Source organism: Variovorax sp. CAN15, from assembly GCF_030462475.1.
Lineage (GTDB): Bacteria > Pseudomonadota > Gammaproteobacteria > Burkholderiales > Burkholderiaceae_C > Variovorax.
In genome coordinates this window covers 251,662-268,089 of the sequence record NZ_JASMRZ010000003.1, presented here as the reverse complement: position 1 = coordinate 268,089, position 16,428 = coordinate 251,662, and the positions used below count along the sequence as shown (strand labels likewise).

The window sequence follows — 16,428 nt, the reverse complement described above, 5'->3', positions numbered from 1 at the left end:
GAATGTTCCGGGTGGATGGATGGAAAAGCGAAGCTCGGAAACGCTCGCCGAAGGCCCGCGCGCCCCGATGGGCGCGGCGCGGTGTGCAGGAGATGAGCGATTCGGAAGCCATGGCCAGAAGGTTAGGCACGCACCCATTGATCGACTAGGCGGTAGAGTCGGATTGCACTCGTCCATCAATCGAAGGAATCAGCCCGCCATGTTCGACCTCAACGACGCCGCCGTCTTCGTCCAGGTGGTGCGCCACGGCAGCTTCGCCGAGGCAGGCAGGCGGCTGGGCCTGCCGCCCAACACCGTGAGCCGGCGCATCCAGCAGCTTGAGTCACAGTTGGGCACCCGGCTGATGCAGCGCTCCACCCGCAAGCTCACGCTGACCAGCGCCGGGCAGGAGTTCCACGACCAGTGCGCCGGCCACATCGACGGGCTCGCCGCCGCCGGGCAGGCGCTGGCGGCCGGCGGCCAGGAGCCCAGCGGCCTCGTGCGCGTGGCCGCGCCGGCGGATTTCTTCGATTTCTTCCCGATGGAATGGGTGGCCGGCTTCCTGGCCGAACATCCGCTGGTCAAGCTCGACTTCGTGCTCAGCGACGCGGCCGCCGACCTGATCGCCGAGCGGATCGACGTGGCCTTCCGCGGCGGCGTGCTGCGCGACTCGGGCTACGTGGGCCGGCGGCTGGCCACCAGCAGCGCCGGCCTGCTGGCGAGCCCCGCCTACATCGCCCGACGCGGCGAACCGAAGAACCTGCGGGAGCTGGCCGGCCACGACTGCGTGACGCCCTCGACCCCCACCGGCCACACCACCTGGCGCCTCACCGGCCCCGATGGCGTGGAAGAGGAAGTGCAGGTCACCGGCCGCTTCACCGGCAACACCGCCCAGGCGCTGCGCAGGGCCGCGCTCGCCGGGCTGGGCATCGCGCAGCTGCCGCCCGCCATGGCCACGCGCGACGAGCAGGCCGGCCAGTTGGTGCGCGTGCTGCCGCAATACGAATACACCGGCCGGGGGCTCAACGTGGTGTACCCGAGCCGCAAGCACCTACCGCTGGCGGTGTCGGCCTTCATCGGGCTGGTGATGGGCAAGCTCGACCAGATGGACGCGCTGACCGGGACATTGCGACCCGGTCACACCTGATCAGCCTATAGCTTTATCGGCTTGAACTTTGCACCGGAGCGGTGAGTAAATGGCACCGACAACATGCCACCAGCCTGAAGTTCGGCTTGAGCAATGATCTGAGGCCACCATCCGACTAGACGTTCGGCTTTAACCCAAAATGGCTGACCGCTCCACTGCTTCTCCAGCACGAAGACCATGTGCCCGCCCTTTCGCAAAGCTTCACGCTCGGCATTGTGATGTTTCTTGAAGCGATCGATGGACACGATGCACCACGGTCCAGTTTTGGTTAGTTCGCCAATCCAATCGACATCCTGCGCGTCAGGCTTGAACAAATCAGTTAGATGTACAACCTGTTCGACATCATCCCTGACTGAGCCACATAGACCAGCGATGCCACGGGCAAAGTGTGGCGACAGATTCGCATCGAAAAAGAACTTCAGGCCCGTAGCCGCTCCTCGAATCGCACGGCTATATCCACGTGCCGTGGTTCTATTTCAAACTGACGCGCGACAGCTTTGCGATCACGCCCCTCTGCGACGAAAACATCAAAAAGCGTATCTGTGGGAATACTTGGACCAACAACAATCGGAGTGCCAAACTGACGTGACGGATCCAATGCCACGCCCTTATTGCCGAGCGGAGTCCAAAGACGCGCAACATTTCCCTCGTACTCAATCCCGGCATATAGAGAAGGCTTGATGACATGCGTGAACACGATTTGGTGTGCACGTATGTCAATCAAGGTTTCATCACCTGCCTCGTCGACGGCTGACTCAAAAATCTTCTTGCCGTCAGTCAAAAAGCGACGCGTGGTCAGCGGATAGTCGGTATGCAATCTCTCGCGTGCAGCTTCAATTGTTGCTTTGACCACATGAAGGCTCACACCTGCGTCAGTAAAGGCTCGGACGAGGCGCAACTCCATCAAGTCGCGGAATCCAATAGCTGGTTCATCGAAATCGGCATCCGCCAACTGCGACGTCCATAAGGGCGGTGTGTAACGATGACCTTCGCCATATTTCCAGCGATGGCCACGCATCCATCGCCTGACTGCACGAGTCTCCGCACCGATCAAGCGCGCAGCTTGCCCGAGTGAATAGATTCCTGTGTCCAGTAGATTTGACGAAGCCATTTCGGCAAAGTGTAGTTGGTAACTCTAGTCATTGTCTGTGTTTTTATACAGCATCTTCGTGAGGTGTCGCACAGACTCGAGGCTCCCGGTGCTCAAACGAGCACCCGGACAGTGATCCTCCGGTCAAGGGAAAATGAGTTCATGAAAATCGCAAAAGACACCGTCGTCACCATCAAGTACAAGGTCTCCGACGCCCAGGGCAAGCTCATCGAGGCGAGCCCCGAGCCGATGGCCTACCTGCATGGCGGCTACGAGAACACGCTGCCGAAGATCGAGGAAGCCCTCGACGGCAAGGAAAAGGGCTATCAGACCGTGCTGAACCTCGCCCCCGAAGACGCCTTCGGCCAGCGCGACGAGTCGCTGGTGCGCAGCATCCCCAAGACCGACTTCCCGCCCGGCGTGAAGGTCGGCGGCCAGCTGCAGGGCCGGCTCGACGACGGCCGCGAGCATGTGTTCACCGTGATGAAGATCAAGGGCCCGGTCGTGCTGCTCGACGGCAACCATCCCTGGGCCGGCAAGGCGTTGAAGTTCAGCCTGCAGGTGACTGATGTGCGCGCGGCGCAGCCGGTGGAGATCGAGCACCGGCATGTGCATGGGGCGCATGGGCACCATCACTGAACCGGCCGTGCCGGCTAGCGACTAACTCTTCTTCCAGAACCTCGCCGCATCCTCGATCTTCGCGAGCGCCTTGCGGCAGTCCTTCGCCCCGGTGTCGCGCCGCGCGGTGAACCACCCCACGGCGAACCATGCGCGTGCATCGCGGGCGGCGGCCTCGCGGTACAGGGCGAGTGCGACGGCCTCGTCGTTGAACGCGCCCAATGCGTCCTGCGCCGGGCGCAGGGCCTTCAGGTAGCGATCGGCGGCGCCGCCGTCGTCTTTCTTTTCACCGAACAGCGGCGCCACGAACTCGGCGAGGTAGCGCAAGCGCTTGAGGCGCTTGCGCACGCGGTGCTGGCTTTCGGTGTCGAGCGACTCGAAGCGTTCGCCGTCGCGCAGCACCTGCTTGTGGAGGCGCTGCAGGCGCTTGCGCAGCAGGCGGCGGGCGGCGTTGGCGCCGATCGGTGCTGATGACGAGGTGTCTTCCGCGACAGGGGCGGGCGCGGGTTCGGCCGGCCTGGCGGCTGCGGTGAGGCCGATCAGCGAGACGAGCACGTTCTGGAAGGCCGGGGCACGCACGATGTCGGCGGGCGAGGGCGCATCGGCAGCGGCGGCATCGCCGGCGGCCAGCGAGTCGAAATCGGGCGCGCCGGCTTCGCGCAGGCGCGGCTGGGCCAGCGTCACGACCTGCTCGCGGTCGCGCAGTGCGCCGAGGGCGCGGAAGGCGTCGACCAGCGGGGGCTCCCATTCGGCGGCTTCGGCTGCGCCCGATACGGGATCGAGCGGCGCGAGTTCGCGCAGGGCGGTGCGCAGGCGGCGGATGCCGATGCGCAGCTGGTGGATCTGCTCCTCGTCGGTGCTGCCCGCGGCGATCTCGCTCGCGTTCGGCAGCATCTGCGCGAGGCACGAGGCCACCACGGCCTGCCGGATGGCCATGCCGTCCGGATGCGGGCCGGCGAAGCGCGGCGTTTCGGCCTTCACCGCCTCCACGGTTTCCTGCGCGGCCAGCAGGCGCGCGCCGCGTTCGGCCTTCGAGACGGTGCTGAACCACAGCCCGTGCTGCTGCGACCAGCGCCGCGCGAGCGAGACCAGCCCCTGCACGTCGCCGCGCTTGAGCTCCAGTTCGAGCTCGCACACCGGCGATTCGCGCTGCTCGGGCGTGCCAGCGTGGGCGACGACCTTGCCGACGTCCAGCGCCATCTCGACCACCGCGCCGCCGGGGCCGGTGACGCGCACGTCGCGCGTGAGCCGCACGATATCGGTCGACTGGCGCTCGACCAGCGCCGCGCCGCCTTCGGCCAGCAGCTTCGCGAGCCGCTCGCCCACGGGCGTGCCCTGGTGGCGCTGCGGATCGATGCCGGGCGCGGGGCCCGTGGTGCCCAGGTCGACGTTGTGCTCGAGCCGGTGCAGGGCGTTGTCGCCGGTGGCCTTGACGGTCTGGACCCAGCGCCGCCCCTCCTTGCGCAGCCGCAGCACCATGCCGTCGGCGGCCAGGCGCTGGTCGGCGGTGTCGAAATAGCGGGCCTGCAGACGGGTGCGCACGACGGTGCCGCGCTTGAGGGCGGCTTCGACGGCCTTCAGGCGGCCGGGAGGGATGCAGAACTTGAACTCGATTTCCATGGCGACCATGATGCCCCGTTCATTTCACCTCTTGCAATCGCGGTCGCATCGCCGGAATTTCCCGGCTTCGAAAAAAATGTGGACGCCGTCCATTTGATTTGATATCGTTTGTGGACGGCGTACACAAGATGCCGGAAAACACCTCCACATCCACTCTCTTTTCTTCATCGGCAAGGACGACACCATGGCCACCAAGCAGATCTTCGTGAACCTCCCCGTCAAGAACCTCGACAAGACCAAGGCGTTCTTCGCCGCCCTGGGCTACACCTTCAACGAGCAGTTCACCGACGCCAATGCCGCGTGCATGGTCGTCCAGAAGGACAGCATCCACGTGATGCTGCTGGTCGAGGAGTTCTTCAAGACCTTCACCACCAAGAGCATCACCGACACCGCGAAGAGCACCGAAGTGCTGCTGTGCCTCTCGTGCGAGAGCCGCGCCGAGGTCGACGAACTCGTGGCCAAGGCCAAGGCCGCCGGCGGCACCACGCCGACCGAGCCGAAGGACTACGGCTTCATGTACGGCCACGGCTTCCAGGACATCGACGGCCACCTGTGGGAACTGGTCTACATGGACCCGAACGCCGCCGTGACGCACCAGAACCCCTGACGCGGCGCCACTGCGCCGGAGGACCGCAGCGATGCCGATCGTTCCATACGCGCTCTTCACTGTTGCACGGAAGGCCTCTGGCGAAAGGCGTCGCCGGCCCGATATTCCATCCACCGGCACGGCATCATCGGCCGCGCGCCCCATGGAAAGGAATATCCGCATGTCCGACAACAACAACGACAACAGGAGCCCCGTCGTCCAGGTCAAGCCGCTCGGTTTCCCCTGGCAGACGATCGACCCGTTCCTCTTCTGCGTCTACCACGACGACGCCTACCCGAAGGCCAACGGCCGCATGGGCCCCGAGGCCTCGCTGGCCGGCCGCCAGATCGGCCAGGACTTCAGCCGCAAGGACGGCTGGAGCATGTACCACGGCGAGACGGTGCCGGGCTTTCCCTCGCACCCGCACCGCGGCTTCGAGACCGTGACCATCGTGCGCAAGGGCCTTGTCGACCACTCCGACTCGCTGGGTGCCACCGCGCGCTTCGGCGGCGGCGACGTGCAGTGGCTCACCGCCGGCAAGGGCATCGTGCATTCCGAGATGTTCCCGCTGCTCGACGCCGCCTCGGCGAATCCGCTGGAGCTGTTCCAGATCTGGCTCAACCTGCCCGCCAGGAACAAGATGGCCGAGCCGCACTTCACGATGTTCTGGTCGGAGGCCATTCCGCGCTTCGTCTCCGACGACGCGAAGGGCGGCCGCACCGAGGTCGCGGTGATCGCGGGCCGGCTCGGCGACGACGCCGCCAACGGCCGCGCACCGATCCAGCCGCTGGCGCCCCCGCCCGACTCCTGGGCCGCGCAGGCCGATGCCGACGTGGCGATCTGGACGCTGAAGATGACGCCCGGCGCCCAATGGACGCTGCCCGCCGCCACCGGCGAGGGCACGCGGCGCATGCTGTACTTCTTCAAGGGAGCGACGGCGCTGGTCGGCGGCGAGAGCGTGCAGGGCCCGGCTGCCATCGAGCTGCGCGCGGACACGGCCGTCGATATCGCCAACGGCGACGCGGAAGCCGCGGAGTTCCTGGTGCTGCAGGGCCGCCCGATCGCCGAGCCGGTGGCCCAGTACGGCCCCTTCGTGATGAACACGCAGGCCGAGATCAGCCAGACCATGGCCGACTACCGCCGCACGCAGTTCGGCGGCTGGCCCTGGGACGACCCGGCGCCGGTACACGGCCACGGCACGCCGCGCTTCGCCCGGCATCCCGGCGGGCGCGAGGAGCTGCCGGTGGAAGCGGCTGGAAAGCCGGCCTAGAAAGTCTTGAGGATTTCGACGCTCGGCGCCGTCATGCGCGGCACGAACTCGATGACCTCGGTGCGCGCCACCCCGCCCTGCACGAAGGGGTCGCGCGCCAGCACCGCCTCCAGGCCCTCGCGGTCGCCCGAGCGCGCGAGGATCACCCCACCCTGGCGCGGCACCTGCCGGCCCGAAGCCACGAAAAGGCCGCTTTCGTAGTGCTTCTTGAGCCAGACCATGTGCGCATCCATCAGCGCGTCGACTTCCTCGAGCGGGCGGATGTAGGTGAGGGTGACGATGAACATGGGCGGGACGGCGGTGAATTCGGAAGCCCCGATCCTATGGCCTCGGCGGCATGCCCGCCGGGCGCAGGTGTGCGCGTCCGTAACCGACTGCTCACCGCCGGCCGCTATTCGATCGCCACGCCGCCTTCCTTCACCAGCTTCGCGAACTTCGCCGTCTCCTCGCGGATCTGCCGCGCCATTTCTTCCTGCGTGCCGCCCAGCGGCTCGGCGCCGATGGCCTGCATGCGCTGCGCGAAATCGGGCGAATGGATGATCTTCACCATCTCGGCGTTCAGCCGCGCCACGATCTCCTTCGGCGTGGCCGCCGGCGCGAGCACGCCGAACCAGGTGCCGATGTCGAAGCCCTTGAGCCCCGCTTCCTCCAGCGTCGGCACATCGGGCAGCACCGACGAGCGCCGCGCGGTGGTCACGGCCAGCGCGCGCAGCTTGCCGCCCTTGATGTGCTGCAGCACCGGCGTGATGGTGTCGAAGGACATCGCCACCTGCCCGCCGAGCAGGTCGGTGGTCAGCGGCCCGCTGCCCTTGTAGGGCACGTGCAGCAGCTTCGCGCCGGTGCTGGCCTGGAACTGCGTGCCGATCAGGTGCTGCGCCGTGCCGTTGCCGTTGGAGCCGTAGGCCAGCTTCTCGGGCGCCGCCTTGGCGAGCGCGACCAGTTCGGCCACGTTCTTCGCGGGCGTGTTCGCCGCGTTGACCACCAGCACGTTGGGCACCATCGCCACCACGGTGATGGGTGCCAGGTCCTTCTGGAAGTCGTAGGGCAGCTTCCTGTAGACGCTGGTGGCGATGGTGTGGTGCACCGCGCCCATCAGCAGCGTGTAGCCATCGGGCCTGGCCTTGGCCACGTAGTCGGCGCCCAGCGTGGCGCCGGCGCCGGGCTTGCTCTCGACCACCACCGGCTGGCCCAGCGACTGCGAGAGCCTGTCGGCCAACGCGCGAGCGAGCACGTCGGTGGTGCCGCCGGCGGGAAAGGGCACGACGAGGCTGATCGGCCTTGCTGGCCAGCCCGGAGTGGGCTGCGCCTGCTGCGCGAAGGCGAGGGCGGTAGTGCCCAGCCCCAGCACGACAGCTGCGGCCCGCAGCAAGGTGCGCCGCTGGCGGCGCGCGTTCGGAAAAGCGTTCATGGTCTTGTCTCCGGCTCGTTGTCGTGGTGCGCGCATCGAGGCGCGCGGAAACCGTGGAATCGCTCAGGGCCCGGTCAGGCCGCCAGCCGCAGCGGCCTAGCCGCTATGTGCGCGCACACCGCGCGCGTCACCTGCTCGGTGGTCGCGTTGCCGCCGAGGTCGCGCGTGTGCAGCGCGGGATTGGCCGTGACGTGCTCCACCGCGGCCATCACGCGGCGCGCGGCCTCTGTCTCGCCCAGGTGCTCCAGCAGCATCACCACCGACCAGAAGGTGCCCACCGGGTTGGCGAGCCCCTTGCCCATGATGTCGAAGGCCGAGCCGTGGATGGGCTCGAACATGGACGGGTAGCGCCGCTCGGGATCGATGTTGCCGGTGGGCGCGATGCCCAGGCTGCCCGCGAGCGCGGCCGCAAGGTCGCTGAGGATGTCGGCGTGCAGGTTGGTGGCGACGATGGTGTCGAGCGTGGCGGGCCTGTTGACCATGCGCGCGGTCATCGCGTCCACCAGTTCCTTGTCCCAGCTCACGTCGGGGAACTCCTTCGAGACCTGCAGCGCGATCTCGTCCCACATCACCATCGCGTGGCGCTGCGCGTTGCTCTTGGTGACCACCGTGAGCAGCTTGCGCGGCCGCGAGCGTGCCAGCCCGAAGGCGAAGCGCATGACGCGCTCCACGCCGGCGCGGGTCATCATGCTCACGTCGGTGGCGGCCTCGATCGGATGGCCCTGATGCACACGGCCCCCGACGCCGGCGTATTCGCCCTCGGAGTTCTCGCGCACGATCACCCAGTTCAGGTCCTCGGCCCTGCAGCGCTTCAGCGGCGCATCGATGCCGGGCAGGATGCGCGTGGGCCGCACGTTGGCGTACTGGTCGAAGCCCTGGCAGATCTTCAGGCGCAGGCCCCACAGCGTGATGTGGTCGGGAATGTGCGGATCGCCCGCGGAGCCGAAAAGAATGGCGTCCTTGCCGCGCAGCGCGTCGAGGCCGTCGGCCGGCATCATCTCGCCGTGCGCGCGGTACCAGTCGCCGCCCCAGCCGAAGTCCTCGAAGCTGAACTTCAGCGCGCCGCCGGAGGCCTCGGCCAGCGCCTCCATCACCTGGCGTCCTGCGGGTATCACTTCCTTGCCGATGCCGTCGCCGGGAATGGTGGCAATGCTGTAGCTGCTGCTCATCGTCGATGTCCTGTGGTGGTTTGCCCGCATGCAGGTGTGCTGCGGATCGCCCACTGTAGGATCCGGCTCGGCGAACAATTCACGCCGGAAGTGAATCCATCGTTAACCTCAGTTCAACAATCGAAGGCACGACCTCCATGGCCGCTCCGGTCCAGCCCGCCGATCTCGGCTTCTTCTCCACGCTCGCGGCCTGCGGCAGCCTGAGCGCCGGCGCGCGCGAACTCGGCATCAGCACACCGGCGGTAAGCAAGCGGCTCGCGCAGATGGAATCGCGCCTGGGCGTCACGCTGGTGAACCGCACCACGCGGCGCATGAGCCTCACGCCCGAGGGCGAGCTCTACGTGGCGCACGCGCGCCGCATCCTCGGCGAGATCGACGACATGGCGCAGCTGCTGGGCGGCGCCAGGAGCGAGCCCCAGGGACTGCTGCGCGTGAACGCCACGCTGGGCTTCGGGCGCAGCCATGTCGCGCCGCTGATCTCGAAGTTCGCGAAGAAGCATCCGCAAGTCGAGGTGCAGCTGCAGCTCTCGGTCAACCCGCCGCCATTGACCGACGACGCCTTCGACGTCTGCATCCGCTTCGGCGCGCCGCCCGAGGCCCGCGTGATCGCGCGGCGCATCGCGTCGAACCGGCGCCTGCTGTGCGCCTCGCCGCCCTACATCGCGCGCGCCGGGCTGCCCAAGGTGCCCAACGACCTCACGCGCCACCGCTGCATCGGCATCCGCCAGGGCGACGAGGCCTACGGCATCTGGCGGCTGAGCACCGGGCGCGGCACCGCGCAGCGCACCGAAGCGGTGAAGACGCGCGGCATGCTCAGCACCAACGACGGCGAGATCGCGGTCAACTGGGCGCTCGACGGCCACGGCATCCTGATGCGCGCCGAGTGGGACATCGCGCGCTACCTGCGCAGCGGCCGGCTGGTGCAGTTGCTCGCCAGCTACCGCACGCCCGATGCAGACATCTACGCCGTCTATCCCCAGCGCCACCAGCTGTCGGCGCGCGTACGCAGCTTCGTCGATTTCATCGCGGTGGCGCTCGGCAAGGACGCGGCCGAGCCTTCGCTCAACCGCCGCTGAACACCACCGACGCCACCAGCCACACGTTGGCCGCACCGATCGCGCCGAACAGCAGCCAGGCCAGCGACCTGAGCACGGGGCCGTTGGCGAAGCTGCCCATCAGCGCGCGGCTGCCCGTGAAGCGGATCAGCGGCCACATCGCGAAGGGCAACTGGAAGCTCAGCACCACCTGGCTGAGCACCAGCATCTTGCCCACGCCGTCGTCGCCGAACCACCAGACGCCCAGCCACGCAGGGCCCAGCGCCAGCGCACGCGTGATGAGGCGGCGCTGCCAGCACGGGATCTTCAGGTCGAGGAAGCCTTCCATGATGATCTGGCCCGCGATGGTGCCCGTGAAGGTCGAGCTCTGTCCCGAGGCCAGCAGCGCGATGCCGAACAGCGTGGCCGCGACGGCGCTGCCGACGATGGGCTCCAGCAGCCGGTAGGCGTCGTCGATCTCCGTCACCTCGCGGTGGCCGGTGGCGTGGAAGGCGCTGGCCGCCAGCACCATGATCGCCGCGTTGACCAAGAGCGCGAGCGACAGCGACACCACCGCGTCGAGCGTGCAGAAGCGCACCGCCTCGCGCCGCGCGGGCTCGGTGTCGGCGATCAGGCGCGTCTGCACGATGGACGAATGCAGGTACAGGTTGTGCGGCATCACCGTCGCGCCGACGATGCCGATGGCCAGGTACAGCGCGCCCGGCTGGTGCAGCCGCTCCAGGCTGGGCCCGAAGCCCATCGCCACGCCGAACCAGTTGGGCGGCGCCATCGCCAGCTCGACGACGAAGCAGGCCGCGATGGTGCCCACCAGCCCCAGCACGATGGCCTCCACGCGCCTGAAGCCCGCGCCCTGCAGGCCCAGCACCAGCAGCGTGTCGAAGGCCGTGATGCCGATGCCCACCGGAATCGACACGCCGAACAGCAGGTGCAGCGCAAGCGCGCTGCCCAGCACTTCGGCGAGGTCGCAGGCCACGATGGCCAGCTCGGCGCCCAGCCACAGCAGGCGGTTGACGCGCGGCGAGTAGTGCTCGCGGCAGGCGCGCGCCAGGTCCTTGCGCGCGACGATGCCCAGCCGCACGCACAGCGTCTGCAGCAGCATCGCCGAGAGGCTCGCCAGCAGCACCACGAACAGCAGCCCGTAGCCGAAGCGCGAGCCGGCCTCGATGTCGGTCGCCCAGTTGCCCGGGTCCATGTAGCCGACCGACACCAGCAGGCCCGGGCCCGCGTAGCGCATCAGCTTCCTGAAAAAGGGCAGCTCCTGCGGGACGGCCACGCTGCCCTTGACTTCGGAAGGGCAGAAGGGCGCCGTGGCCGTGCGGGGCAGGGGAAAGAACATGCGGGCGATGATAGGGACAAGGCCGGCGTTGTCGCGGACCTGACCTGCATGCCCGCGCCAAATCTCTTAGATTCGACCGTCGCACCCGATTCACCAACCACACCCAACCGGAGACTCTTTCAATGATCCACGTCGTCGCCGTCATCACCGCCAAGCCGGGCCAGCGCGCCAAACTGCTCGAAGCCTTCGCGGAGAACCGTGCGGCCGTGCTGGCCGAAGCAGGCTGCATCGAGTACGGCGCCACGGTCGATGCGCAGGGCATCCCGGCGTCGAAGGCCAGCTTCGGCCCCGACACCTTCGTCGTGATCGAGAAGTGGGAAACGCTGGCGCACCTGCAGGCGCACGCGGTCGCGCCGCACATGAAGGCCCACAGCGAGAAGACCAAGGAGCTCACCGCGGGCAAGCTGATCCACGTGCTCGAGCCGGTCTGAGCAGCCTGAGGTTCGCCTTCGCACCACTTCGTCCCTCTCCGTACCTTTAGGTTTCGCGGCATCACGCATTCGCACGCCGTGCGATGCGTGCTACCTTCGCGCCGGGAGCACGCGCCACCGATGCACCATGCATGCATCGCGGGCCTCGTGAAGATGCTGAGAGGGGACCGAAGGGATGGCGATCTTTAGTTCGCAGCAGGGCTGGCGTTTGCGCAGCCTCTTCTTGCCCGGCGCGCTGGCAGCCGCCGTTCTGGCCACCGGCTGCGCGCCATTGCTCGCGCCGCCCTACGCGGCCGACTACGAGACCCTCGACAAGCTGGAGGCCACGCGGCCCGGCCCGGTGGCCCTCGCGAGGGCGCAGCCCACCGGTGCCGAGGACAAGGTCAACACCGTGCGCCTGCGCAGCGCCCGACTGCTGTCGCCCAGCGGCAGCTTCGCGCAGTACCTGCAGGACGCGATGATGCGCGACCTCGGCGAGATCTCCGTCTACGACCCGAAGGCGCCCACGCGCATCGCGGCGCGCGTGCTGGTCAACGAGATCGACCTCGGCGTGATCAACGGCACCGGCCGCATGGAGGTGGAGATCACCGTCACGCGCGACGCCACGCAGCGCCTGCGCAAGACCTACCGCGCCGAGACCGCTTTCGATTCGAGCTACGCGAGCATCGTCGCCGTGCCTGCCGGGCAGGCCGCGTACCCGCGCCTCGTGCGTGCCTTGCTGCGGCAGGTGTATGCCGATCCGCAGTTCGTGGCCGCCATCGGCCGTTGATCCCCGGAGATCAGGAGGCGCTTCGATGCAGTTCTTTTCTTTACCGCTGACCATGGCGCTGTCGGCACTGCTGCTGCTCGCCGGCTGCGTGCACCCGATCACCATGATCACCGAGACCGCGCCGCAGCGTTCGCAGGCGCACCTGATTCAAAAGAAGGTCGCCTACGTGATGACCGACGCGGACCGCGACCTCGAAGTGGTCACCCCCGGCGGCAGCGGCGACCGCGTGAGCTACTACCCGTACCGCGACCTCGAGAAGTCGATCCGCGATGCGCTGCGTGCCGTGTACCGCGACGTGGTCGTGCTGCGCACCGCCGGCGACGCGAAGGCCAACGAGGCGGCGGGCGTATCGCTGGTGTTCTCGCCGCGCATCAAGACCGATTCGAGCTCGTCGTCGTGGATCAGCTGGCCGCCGACCTCCTTCACGGCCGAGGTTTCGTGCGTGGTGACCGATGCCAATGGTGCCGAAGTCGCGCGCGTGCGTGCCGTGGGTAACGGCACGGCCGAGTTCGGGGAGTTCAAGGGCGACTTCGGGCTGGCAGCAAGAAGGGCCGCGACGCGGCTGACTTCGCAGCTGAGCAGCGAGGTTCGCAGGAACGAGAGGCTGCGATAGCAGCGAGCAAAAGCCCAATAAAAAAACGCGCCCGAAGGCGCGTTTTTCATTGAAGCGTCGAAGAAGGCTTGCTGCTTACTTCGAGACGACCTTCACCATCTCCAGGCACTTGTTCGAGTAGCCCCATTCGTTGTCGTACCAGCTCACGAGCTTCACGAAGGTGCCGTCGAGCGCGATGCCGGCTTCGGCGTCGAAGATCGAGGTGCGCGGGTCGCCGCGGAAGTCGGTGGCCACCACCTTGTCTTCGGTGTAGCCCAGCACGCCCTTGAGCGCGCCTTCGCTCTGTGCCTTCATCTCGGCGCAGATTTCCTTGTACGTGGCTTCCTTCACCAGCTCGACCGTCAGGTCGACCACCGACACGTCGGAGGTCGGCACGCGGAAGCTCATGCCGGTGAGCTTCTTGTTGAGCTCGGGGATCACCACGCCCACGGCCTTGGCCGCGCCCGTCGACGACGGGATGATGTTTTCCAGGATGCCGCGGCCGCCGCGCCAGTCCTTGTTGCTCGGGCCGTCCACGGTCTTCTGCGTGGCGGTGGCGGCGTGCACGGTGGTCATCAGGCCGCGCTTGATGCCCCACTTGTCGTTCAGCACCTTGGCCAGCGGAGCCAGGCAGTTGGTGGTGCAGCTGGCGTTGCTGATGATGGCTTCGCCGGCGTACTTCTTGTCGTTCACGCCGTAGACGAACATGGGGGTGTCGTCCTTCGACGGTGCCGACAGGATCACCTTCTTCGCGCCCGCGTCGATGTGCTTCTGGGCGGTTTCCTTCGTCAGGAAAAGGCCGGTCGACTCCAGCACGATGTCGGCGCCGACTTCGTTCCACTTCAGTTGCGCGGGGTCGCGCTCCTGCGTGAGGCGAATCTTCTTGCCGTTCACGATCAGCGTGTTGCCTTCAACCGTGACTTCGCCCTTGAAGCGGCCGTGCACCGAGTCGTACTGGAGCATGTAGGCCAGGTAATCGGGCTCGAGCAGGTCGTTGATGGCAACGATTTCGATGTCGTTCTTGAAGTTCTGCACGGCTGCGCGCAGCACGTTGCGACCGATGCGGCCGAAGCCGTTGATACCGAGTTTGATAGCCATCTGACTTGCTCCTAAGGTTGAAAAACTGTTGTCTGTCGTGATCCGGCGAAGAAAGGCTCAGTCGCGCAGCGCCGCTTCCACAGTGGCGGCCACGTTCTCCGCCGTGAATCCGAAGTGCTTGAACAGCACCGGCGCGGGCGCCGACTCGCCGTACGTGTCGATGCCGACGACTGCCGCGCAGCCGTACTTCCACCAGCCTCCGGTGCAGCCCATTTCCACGGCGATGCGCGGCAGCTTCTTCGGCAGCACGGCCTTCTTGTAGGCGAGGTCCTGGCGGTCGAAGGTGGTGGTCGAGGGCATCGACACCACGCGCACGGCGATCTTCTTCTCGGCCAGCAGCTTCTGGGCGGCCAGCGCGAGCTGCACTTCGGAGCCGGTGGCGATGATGACGGCCGCCGTCTTCTTGTTCTTGAGGCCGACGTTCTCGGGCTCGGAGAGCACGTAGGCGCCGCGGCTGATGTCGCCGAGCTCGCTCTTTGGCGCGTAGGCGATGTTCTGGCGGCTCAGGAGCAGCGCGGTCGGGCGCGACTGGTTCTGCAGCGCCACGGCCCAGGCCACGGCCGTTTCGGCCGTGTCGCCCGGACGCCAGACGTCGAGGTTCGGGATCAGGCGCAGCGAGGCGGCGTGCTCGATCGACTGGTGCGTCGGGCCGTCTTCGCCGAGGCCGATGGAGTCGTGCGTGAACACGTGGACCACGCGGCGCTTCATCAGCGCGGCCATGCGGATGGCGTTGCGGCTGTAGTCGCTGAAGGTGAGGAAGGTGCCGCCGTAGGGGATGTAGCCGCCATGCAGCGCCACGCCGTTCATGATGGCGGCCATGCCGAACTCGCGCACGCCGTAGTTGATGTGGCGGCCGATCTGGCCTTCGGGGTGCTGTTCGGTGGGCTCGGTGCGCACCACGGCGCCGGTCTTCGCGTCGAAGCGCAGGGCGGGCGTGCTCTTGGTGTTGGTGAGGTTCGAGCCGGTCAGGTCGGCGCTGCCGCCGAGCAGCTCGGGCAGCGCGGCGGTGAAGGATTCCAGCGCGAGCTGGCTGGCCTTGCGGCTGGCGACGGTCTCGGCCTTGGTGTGGGCGGCGACCACGGTGTCGAACGCGACCTGGTGGAAGTCCTTGGGCAGCTCGCCCTTCATGCGGCGGGTGAACTCGGCGGCCAGCTCGGGATAGGCGGCCGCGTAGGCGGCGAACCTGTCGTTCCACTCGGCTTCGGTCTTGGCGCCGGCTTCCTTGTGGTCCCAGTCGGCATACACCTCGGCGGGGATTTCGAATGCGGGGTAGGGCCAGCCGATGGCTTCGCGGGTGAGCACGATTTCTTCCGCGCCCAGCGCCTCGCCGTGCGCCTTGGCGGTGCCGGCGCGATTCGGGCTGCCCTTGCCGATGACCGTCTTGCAGACGATCAGCGTGGGCTTCGCCTCTTCCTTCTTCGCCTTGGCGATGGCCTTGGACACCGCCTCGGCGTCGTTGCCGTCGATCGGGCCGATGACGTTCCAGCCGTAGGCCTTGAAGCGCTCTTCGGTGTTGTCGATGAACCAGGGCTTGACCTGGCCGTCGATGCTGATGCCGTTGTCGTCGTACAGCGCGATCAGCTTGTTCAGGTGCCAGGCGCCGGCCAGCGCGCAAGCTTCATGGCTGATGCCTTCCATCATGCAGCCGTCGCCCAGGAAGGCGTAGGTGTGATGGTCGACCACGGCATGGTCCTTGCGGTTGAACTCGGCGGCCAGCAGCTTCTCGGCCAGCGCGAAGCCCACGGCGTTGGTAATGCCCTGGCCCAGCGGGCCGGTGGTGGTTTCCACGCCCGGGGTCACGTCCACTTCGGGGTGGCCGGCGGTCTTGCTGTGCAGCTGGCGGAAGTTCTTGAGCTCGCCGATCGGCAGGTCGTAGCCGGTCAGGTGCAGCACCGAGTACAGCAGCATCGAGGCGTGGCCGTTCGAGAGCACGAAGCGGTCGCGGTCGAACCAGTGCGGGTTGGCGGGGTTGTAGCGCAGGTGATCGCCCCAGAGTGCGACGGCCATGTCGGCCATGCCCATCGGTGCGCCCGGATGTCCGGAATTTGCTTGTTGGACGGCATCCATGGCCAGAGCGCGGATTGCGTTGGCCATCAGGGCGTGATTTGCCATGTGCGGTGGGCTTTCGGAGGGAAAAGGAGGGTTGGGGTGGGGAGAACCCGCGATTTTACCGGGCGAGCCCCGGACGCTCCCGATACGGCCCGAACACCCTTCCGATGTTCCTGTGCGCCTGGCCCGCCAGACGGACTGCTAGAGTTGC

17 protein-coding genes are annotated in these 16,428 nt (G+C 67.2%); 8 read left to right on the top strand and 9 right to left on the bottom strand.

The features are described from left to right. Nucleotides 1–199: 199 nt before the first annotated feature. Entirely contained in the window at nucleotides 200–1,126 is a 927-nt protein-coding gene (locus tag QMO14_RS04555) for a LysR family transcriptional regulator (protein ID WP_301504908.1), read from the top strand. Nucleotides 1,127–1,131: 5 nt separating this feature from the next. On the opposite strand, the gene QMO14_RS04550 is transcribed toward QMO14_RS04555, so the two are convergent. Both QMO14_RS04550 and QMO14_RS04545 read right to left on the bottom strand, forming a co-directional pair. Further along, nucleotides 1,132–1,548, bottom strand: coding sequence for a hypothetical protein (locus tag QMO14_RS04550; protein WP_301505023.1), 417 nt, complete (start codon nucleotides 1,546–1,548; stop codon nucleotides 1,132–1,134). After that, a complete protein-coding gene (locus QMO14_RS04545; protein ID WP_301504906.1) occupies nucleotides 1,545–2,237 on the bottom strand; it encodes a DUF433 domain-containing protein in 693 nt (230 codons plus the stop codon). The genes QMO14_RS04550 and QMO14_RS04545 overlap by 4 nt, the downstream gene beginning before the upstream one ends. Before the next feature lie 141 nt (nucleotides 2,238–2,378). On the opposite strand from QMO14_RS04545, the gene QMO14_RS04540 reads away from it, so the two are divergent. Then, nucleotides 2,379–2,855, top strand: coding sequence for a peptidylprolyl isomerase (locus QMO14_RS04540; protein WP_093195883.1), 477 nt, complete (start codon nucleotides 2,379–2,381; stop codon nucleotides 2,853–2,855). A gap of 21 nt (nucleotides 2,856–2,876) precedes the next feature. On the opposite strand, the gene QMO14_RS04535 is transcribed toward QMO14_RS04540, so the two are convergent. Beyond that, complete coding sequence (locus QMO14_RS04535) at nucleotides 2,877–4,463, bottom strand: CYTH and CHAD domain-containing protein (protein WP_301504903.1); 1,587 nt, start codon at nucleotides 4,461–4,463, stop codon at nucleotides 2,877–2,879. 175 nt (nucleotides 4,464–4,638) lie between these two features. Here QMO14_RS04535 and QMO14_RS04530 point away from each other — a divergent pair, with 175 nt between their 5' ends. Continuing rightward, nucleotides 4,639–5,061, top strand: coding sequence for a VOC family protein (locus QMO14_RS04530; protein ID WP_301504901.1), 423 nt, complete (start codon nucleotides 4,639–4,641; stop codon nucleotides 5,059–5,061). A gap of 160 nt (nucleotides 5,062–5,221) precedes the next feature. Continuing rightward, entirely contained in the window at nucleotides 5,222–6,310 is a 1,089-nt protein-coding gene (locus tag QMO14_RS04525; protein ID WP_301504899.1) for a pirin family protein, read from the top strand. On the opposite strand, the gene QMO14_RS04520 is transcribed toward QMO14_RS04525, so the two are convergent. The 3 genes from QMO14_RS04520 to QMO14_RS04510 form a co-directional block, all read right to left on the bottom strand. Next, nucleotides 6,307–6,597, bottom strand: coding sequence for a YciI family protein (locus QMO14_RS04520; protein WP_093195879.1), 291 nt, complete (start codon nucleotides 6,595–6,597; stop codon nucleotides 6,307–6,309). The genes QMO14_RS04525 and QMO14_RS04520 overlap by 4 nt on opposite strands. 104 nt (nucleotides 6,598–6,701) lie before the next feature. Beyond that, nucleotides 6,702–7,718, bottom strand: a complete 1,017-nt coding sequence (locus tag QMO14_RS04515; protein ID WP_301504893.1) for a tripartite tricarboxylate transporter substrate binding protein — start codon at nucleotides 7,716–7,718, stop codon at nucleotides 6,702–6,704. Between the two features lie 74 nt (nucleotides 7,719–7,792). Then, nucleotides 7,793–8,887, bottom strand: a complete 1,095-nt coding sequence (locus tag QMO14_RS04510; protein ID WP_301504890.1) for a tartrate dehydrogenase — start codon at nucleotides 8,885–8,887, stop codon at nucleotides 7,793–7,795. 137 nt (nucleotides 8,888–9,024) lie between these two features. Between QMO14_RS04510 and QMO14_RS04505 the strand changes: the two genes are divergently transcribed. Next, a complete protein-coding gene (locus QMO14_RS04505; RefSeq protein ID WP_301504888.1) occupies nucleotides 9,025–9,963 on the top strand; it encodes a LysR family transcriptional regulator in 939 nt (312 codons plus the stop codon). On the opposite strand, the gene QMO14_RS04500 is transcribed toward QMO14_RS04505, so the two are convergent. Then, complete coding sequence (locus QMO14_RS04500) at nucleotides 9,950–11,278, bottom strand: Nramp family divalent metal transporter (protein WP_301504886.1); 1,329 nt, start codon at nucleotides 11,276–11,278, stop codon at nucleotides 9,950–9,952. The genes QMO14_RS04505 and QMO14_RS04500 overlap by 14 nt on opposite strands. A 122-nt stretch (nucleotides 11,279–11,400) precedes the next feature. On the opposite strand from QMO14_RS04500, the gene QMO14_RS04495 reads away from it, so the two are divergent. The 3 genes from QMO14_RS04495 (at nucleotide 11,401) to QMO14_RS04485 (ending at nucleotide 13,091) form a co-directional block, all read left to right on the top strand. Further along, complete coding sequence (locus tag QMO14_RS04495; RefSeq protein WP_295984766.1) at nucleotides 11,401–11,709, top strand: putative quinol monooxygenase; 309 nt, start codon at nucleotides 11,401–11,403, stop codon at nucleotides 11,707–11,709. Nucleotides 11,710–11,884: 175 nt separating this feature from the next. Next, complete coding sequence (locus QMO14_RS04490; protein ID WP_301504883.1) at nucleotides 11,885–12,478, top strand: hypothetical protein; 594 nt, start codon at nucleotides 11,885–11,887, stop codon at nucleotides 12,476–12,478. 25 nt (nucleotides 12,479–12,503) lie between these two features. Then, nucleotides 12,504–13,091, top strand: coding sequence for a hypothetical protein (locus tag QMO14_RS04485; RefSeq protein ID WP_301504881.1), 588 nt, complete (start codon nucleotides 12,504–12,506; stop codon nucleotides 13,089–13,091). A gap of 75 nt (nucleotides 13,092–13,166) precedes the next feature. On the opposite strand, the gene gap is transcribed toward QMO14_RS04485, so the two are convergent. Together gap and tkt are read right to left on the bottom strand one after the other, a co-directional pair. Continuing rightward, nucleotides 13,167–14,168, bottom strand: coding sequence for a type I glyceraldehyde-3-phosphate dehydrogenase (gene gap, locus QMO14_RS04480; protein ID WP_176665341.1), 1,002 nt, complete (start codon nucleotides 14,166–14,168; stop codon nucleotides 13,167–13,169). A gap of 57 nt (nucleotides 14,169–14,225) precedes the next feature. After that, nucleotides 14,226–16,280: a transketolase gene (gene tkt, locus QMO14_RS04475; protein ID WP_301504878.1), complete on the bottom strand. Its 2,055-nt coding sequence runs from the start codon at nucleotides 16,278–16,280 to the stop codon at nucleotides 14,226–14,228. Nucleotides 16,281–16,428 lie beyond the last annotated feature (148 nt).

Excerpts from the sequence above, each read along its gene's own strand:
- QMO14_RS04510 (WP_301504890.1), bottom strand. The coding sequence starts at position 8,887 with ATGAGCAGCAGCTACAGCATTGCCACCATTCCCGGCGACGGCATCGGC.
- QMO14_RS04500 (WP_301504886.1), bottom strand. The coding sequence starts at position 11,278 with ATGTTCTTTCCCCTGCCCCGCACGGCCACGGCGCCCTTCTGCCCTTCC.
- tkt (WP_301504878.1), bottom strand. The coding sequence starts at position 16,280 with ATGGCAAATCACGCCCTGATGGCCAACGCAATCCGCGCTCTGGCCATG.
- QMO14_RS04530 (WP_301504901.1), top strand. The coding sequence starts at position 4,639 with ATGGCCACCAAGCAGATCTTCGTGAACCTCCCCGTCAAGAACCTCGAC.
- QMO14_RS04505 (WP_301504888.1), top strand. The coding sequence starts at position 9,025 with ATGGCCGCTCCGGTCCAGCCCGCCGATCTCGGCTTCTTCTCCACGCTC.
- QMO14_RS04545 (WP_301504906.1), bottom strand. The coding sequence starts at position 2,237 with ATGGCTTCGTCAAATCTACTGGACACAGGAATCTATTCACTCGGGCAA.
- QMO14_RS04520 (WP_093195879.1), bottom strand. The coding sequence starts at position 6,597 with ATGTTCATCGTCACCCTCACCTACATCCGCCCGCTCGAGGAAGTCGAC.
- QMO14_RS04485 (WP_301504881.1), top strand. The coding sequence starts at position 12,504 with ATGCAGTTCTTTTCTTTACCGCTGACCATGGCGCTGTCGGCACTGCTG.
- QMO14_RS04495 (WP_295984766.1), top strand. The coding sequence starts at position 11,401 with ATGATCCACGTCGTCGCCGTCATCACCGCCAAGCCGGGCCAGCGCGCC.
- QMO14_RS04490 (WP_301504883.1), top strand. The coding sequence starts at position 11,885 with ATGGCGATCTTTAGTTCGCAGCAGGGCTGGCGTTTGCGCAGCCTCTTC.
- QMO14_RS04540 (WP_093195883.1), top strand. The coding sequence starts at position 2,379 with ATGAAAATCGCAAAAGACACCGTCGTCACCATCAAGTACAAGGTCTCC.
- QMO14_RS04555 (WP_301504908.1), top strand. The coding sequence starts at position 200 with ATGTTCGACCTCAACGACGCCGCCGTCTTCGTCCAGGTGGTGCGCCAC.
- QMO14_RS04525 (WP_301504899.1), top strand. The coding sequence starts at position 5,222 with ATGTCCGACAACAACAACGACAACAGGAGCCCCGTCGTCCAGGTCAAG.
- QMO14_RS04535 (WP_301504903.1), bottom strand. The coding sequence starts at position 4,463 with ATGGTCGCCATGGAAATCGAGTTCAAGTTCTGCATCCCTCCCGGCCGC.
- gap (WP_176665341.1), bottom strand. The coding sequence starts at position 14,168 with ATGGCTATCAAACTCGGTATCAACGGCTTCGGCCGCATCGGTCGCAAC.
- QMO14_RS04515 (WP_301504893.1), bottom strand. The coding sequence starts at position 7,718 with ATGAACGCTTTTCCGAACGCGCGCCGCCAGCGGCGCACCTTGCTGCGG.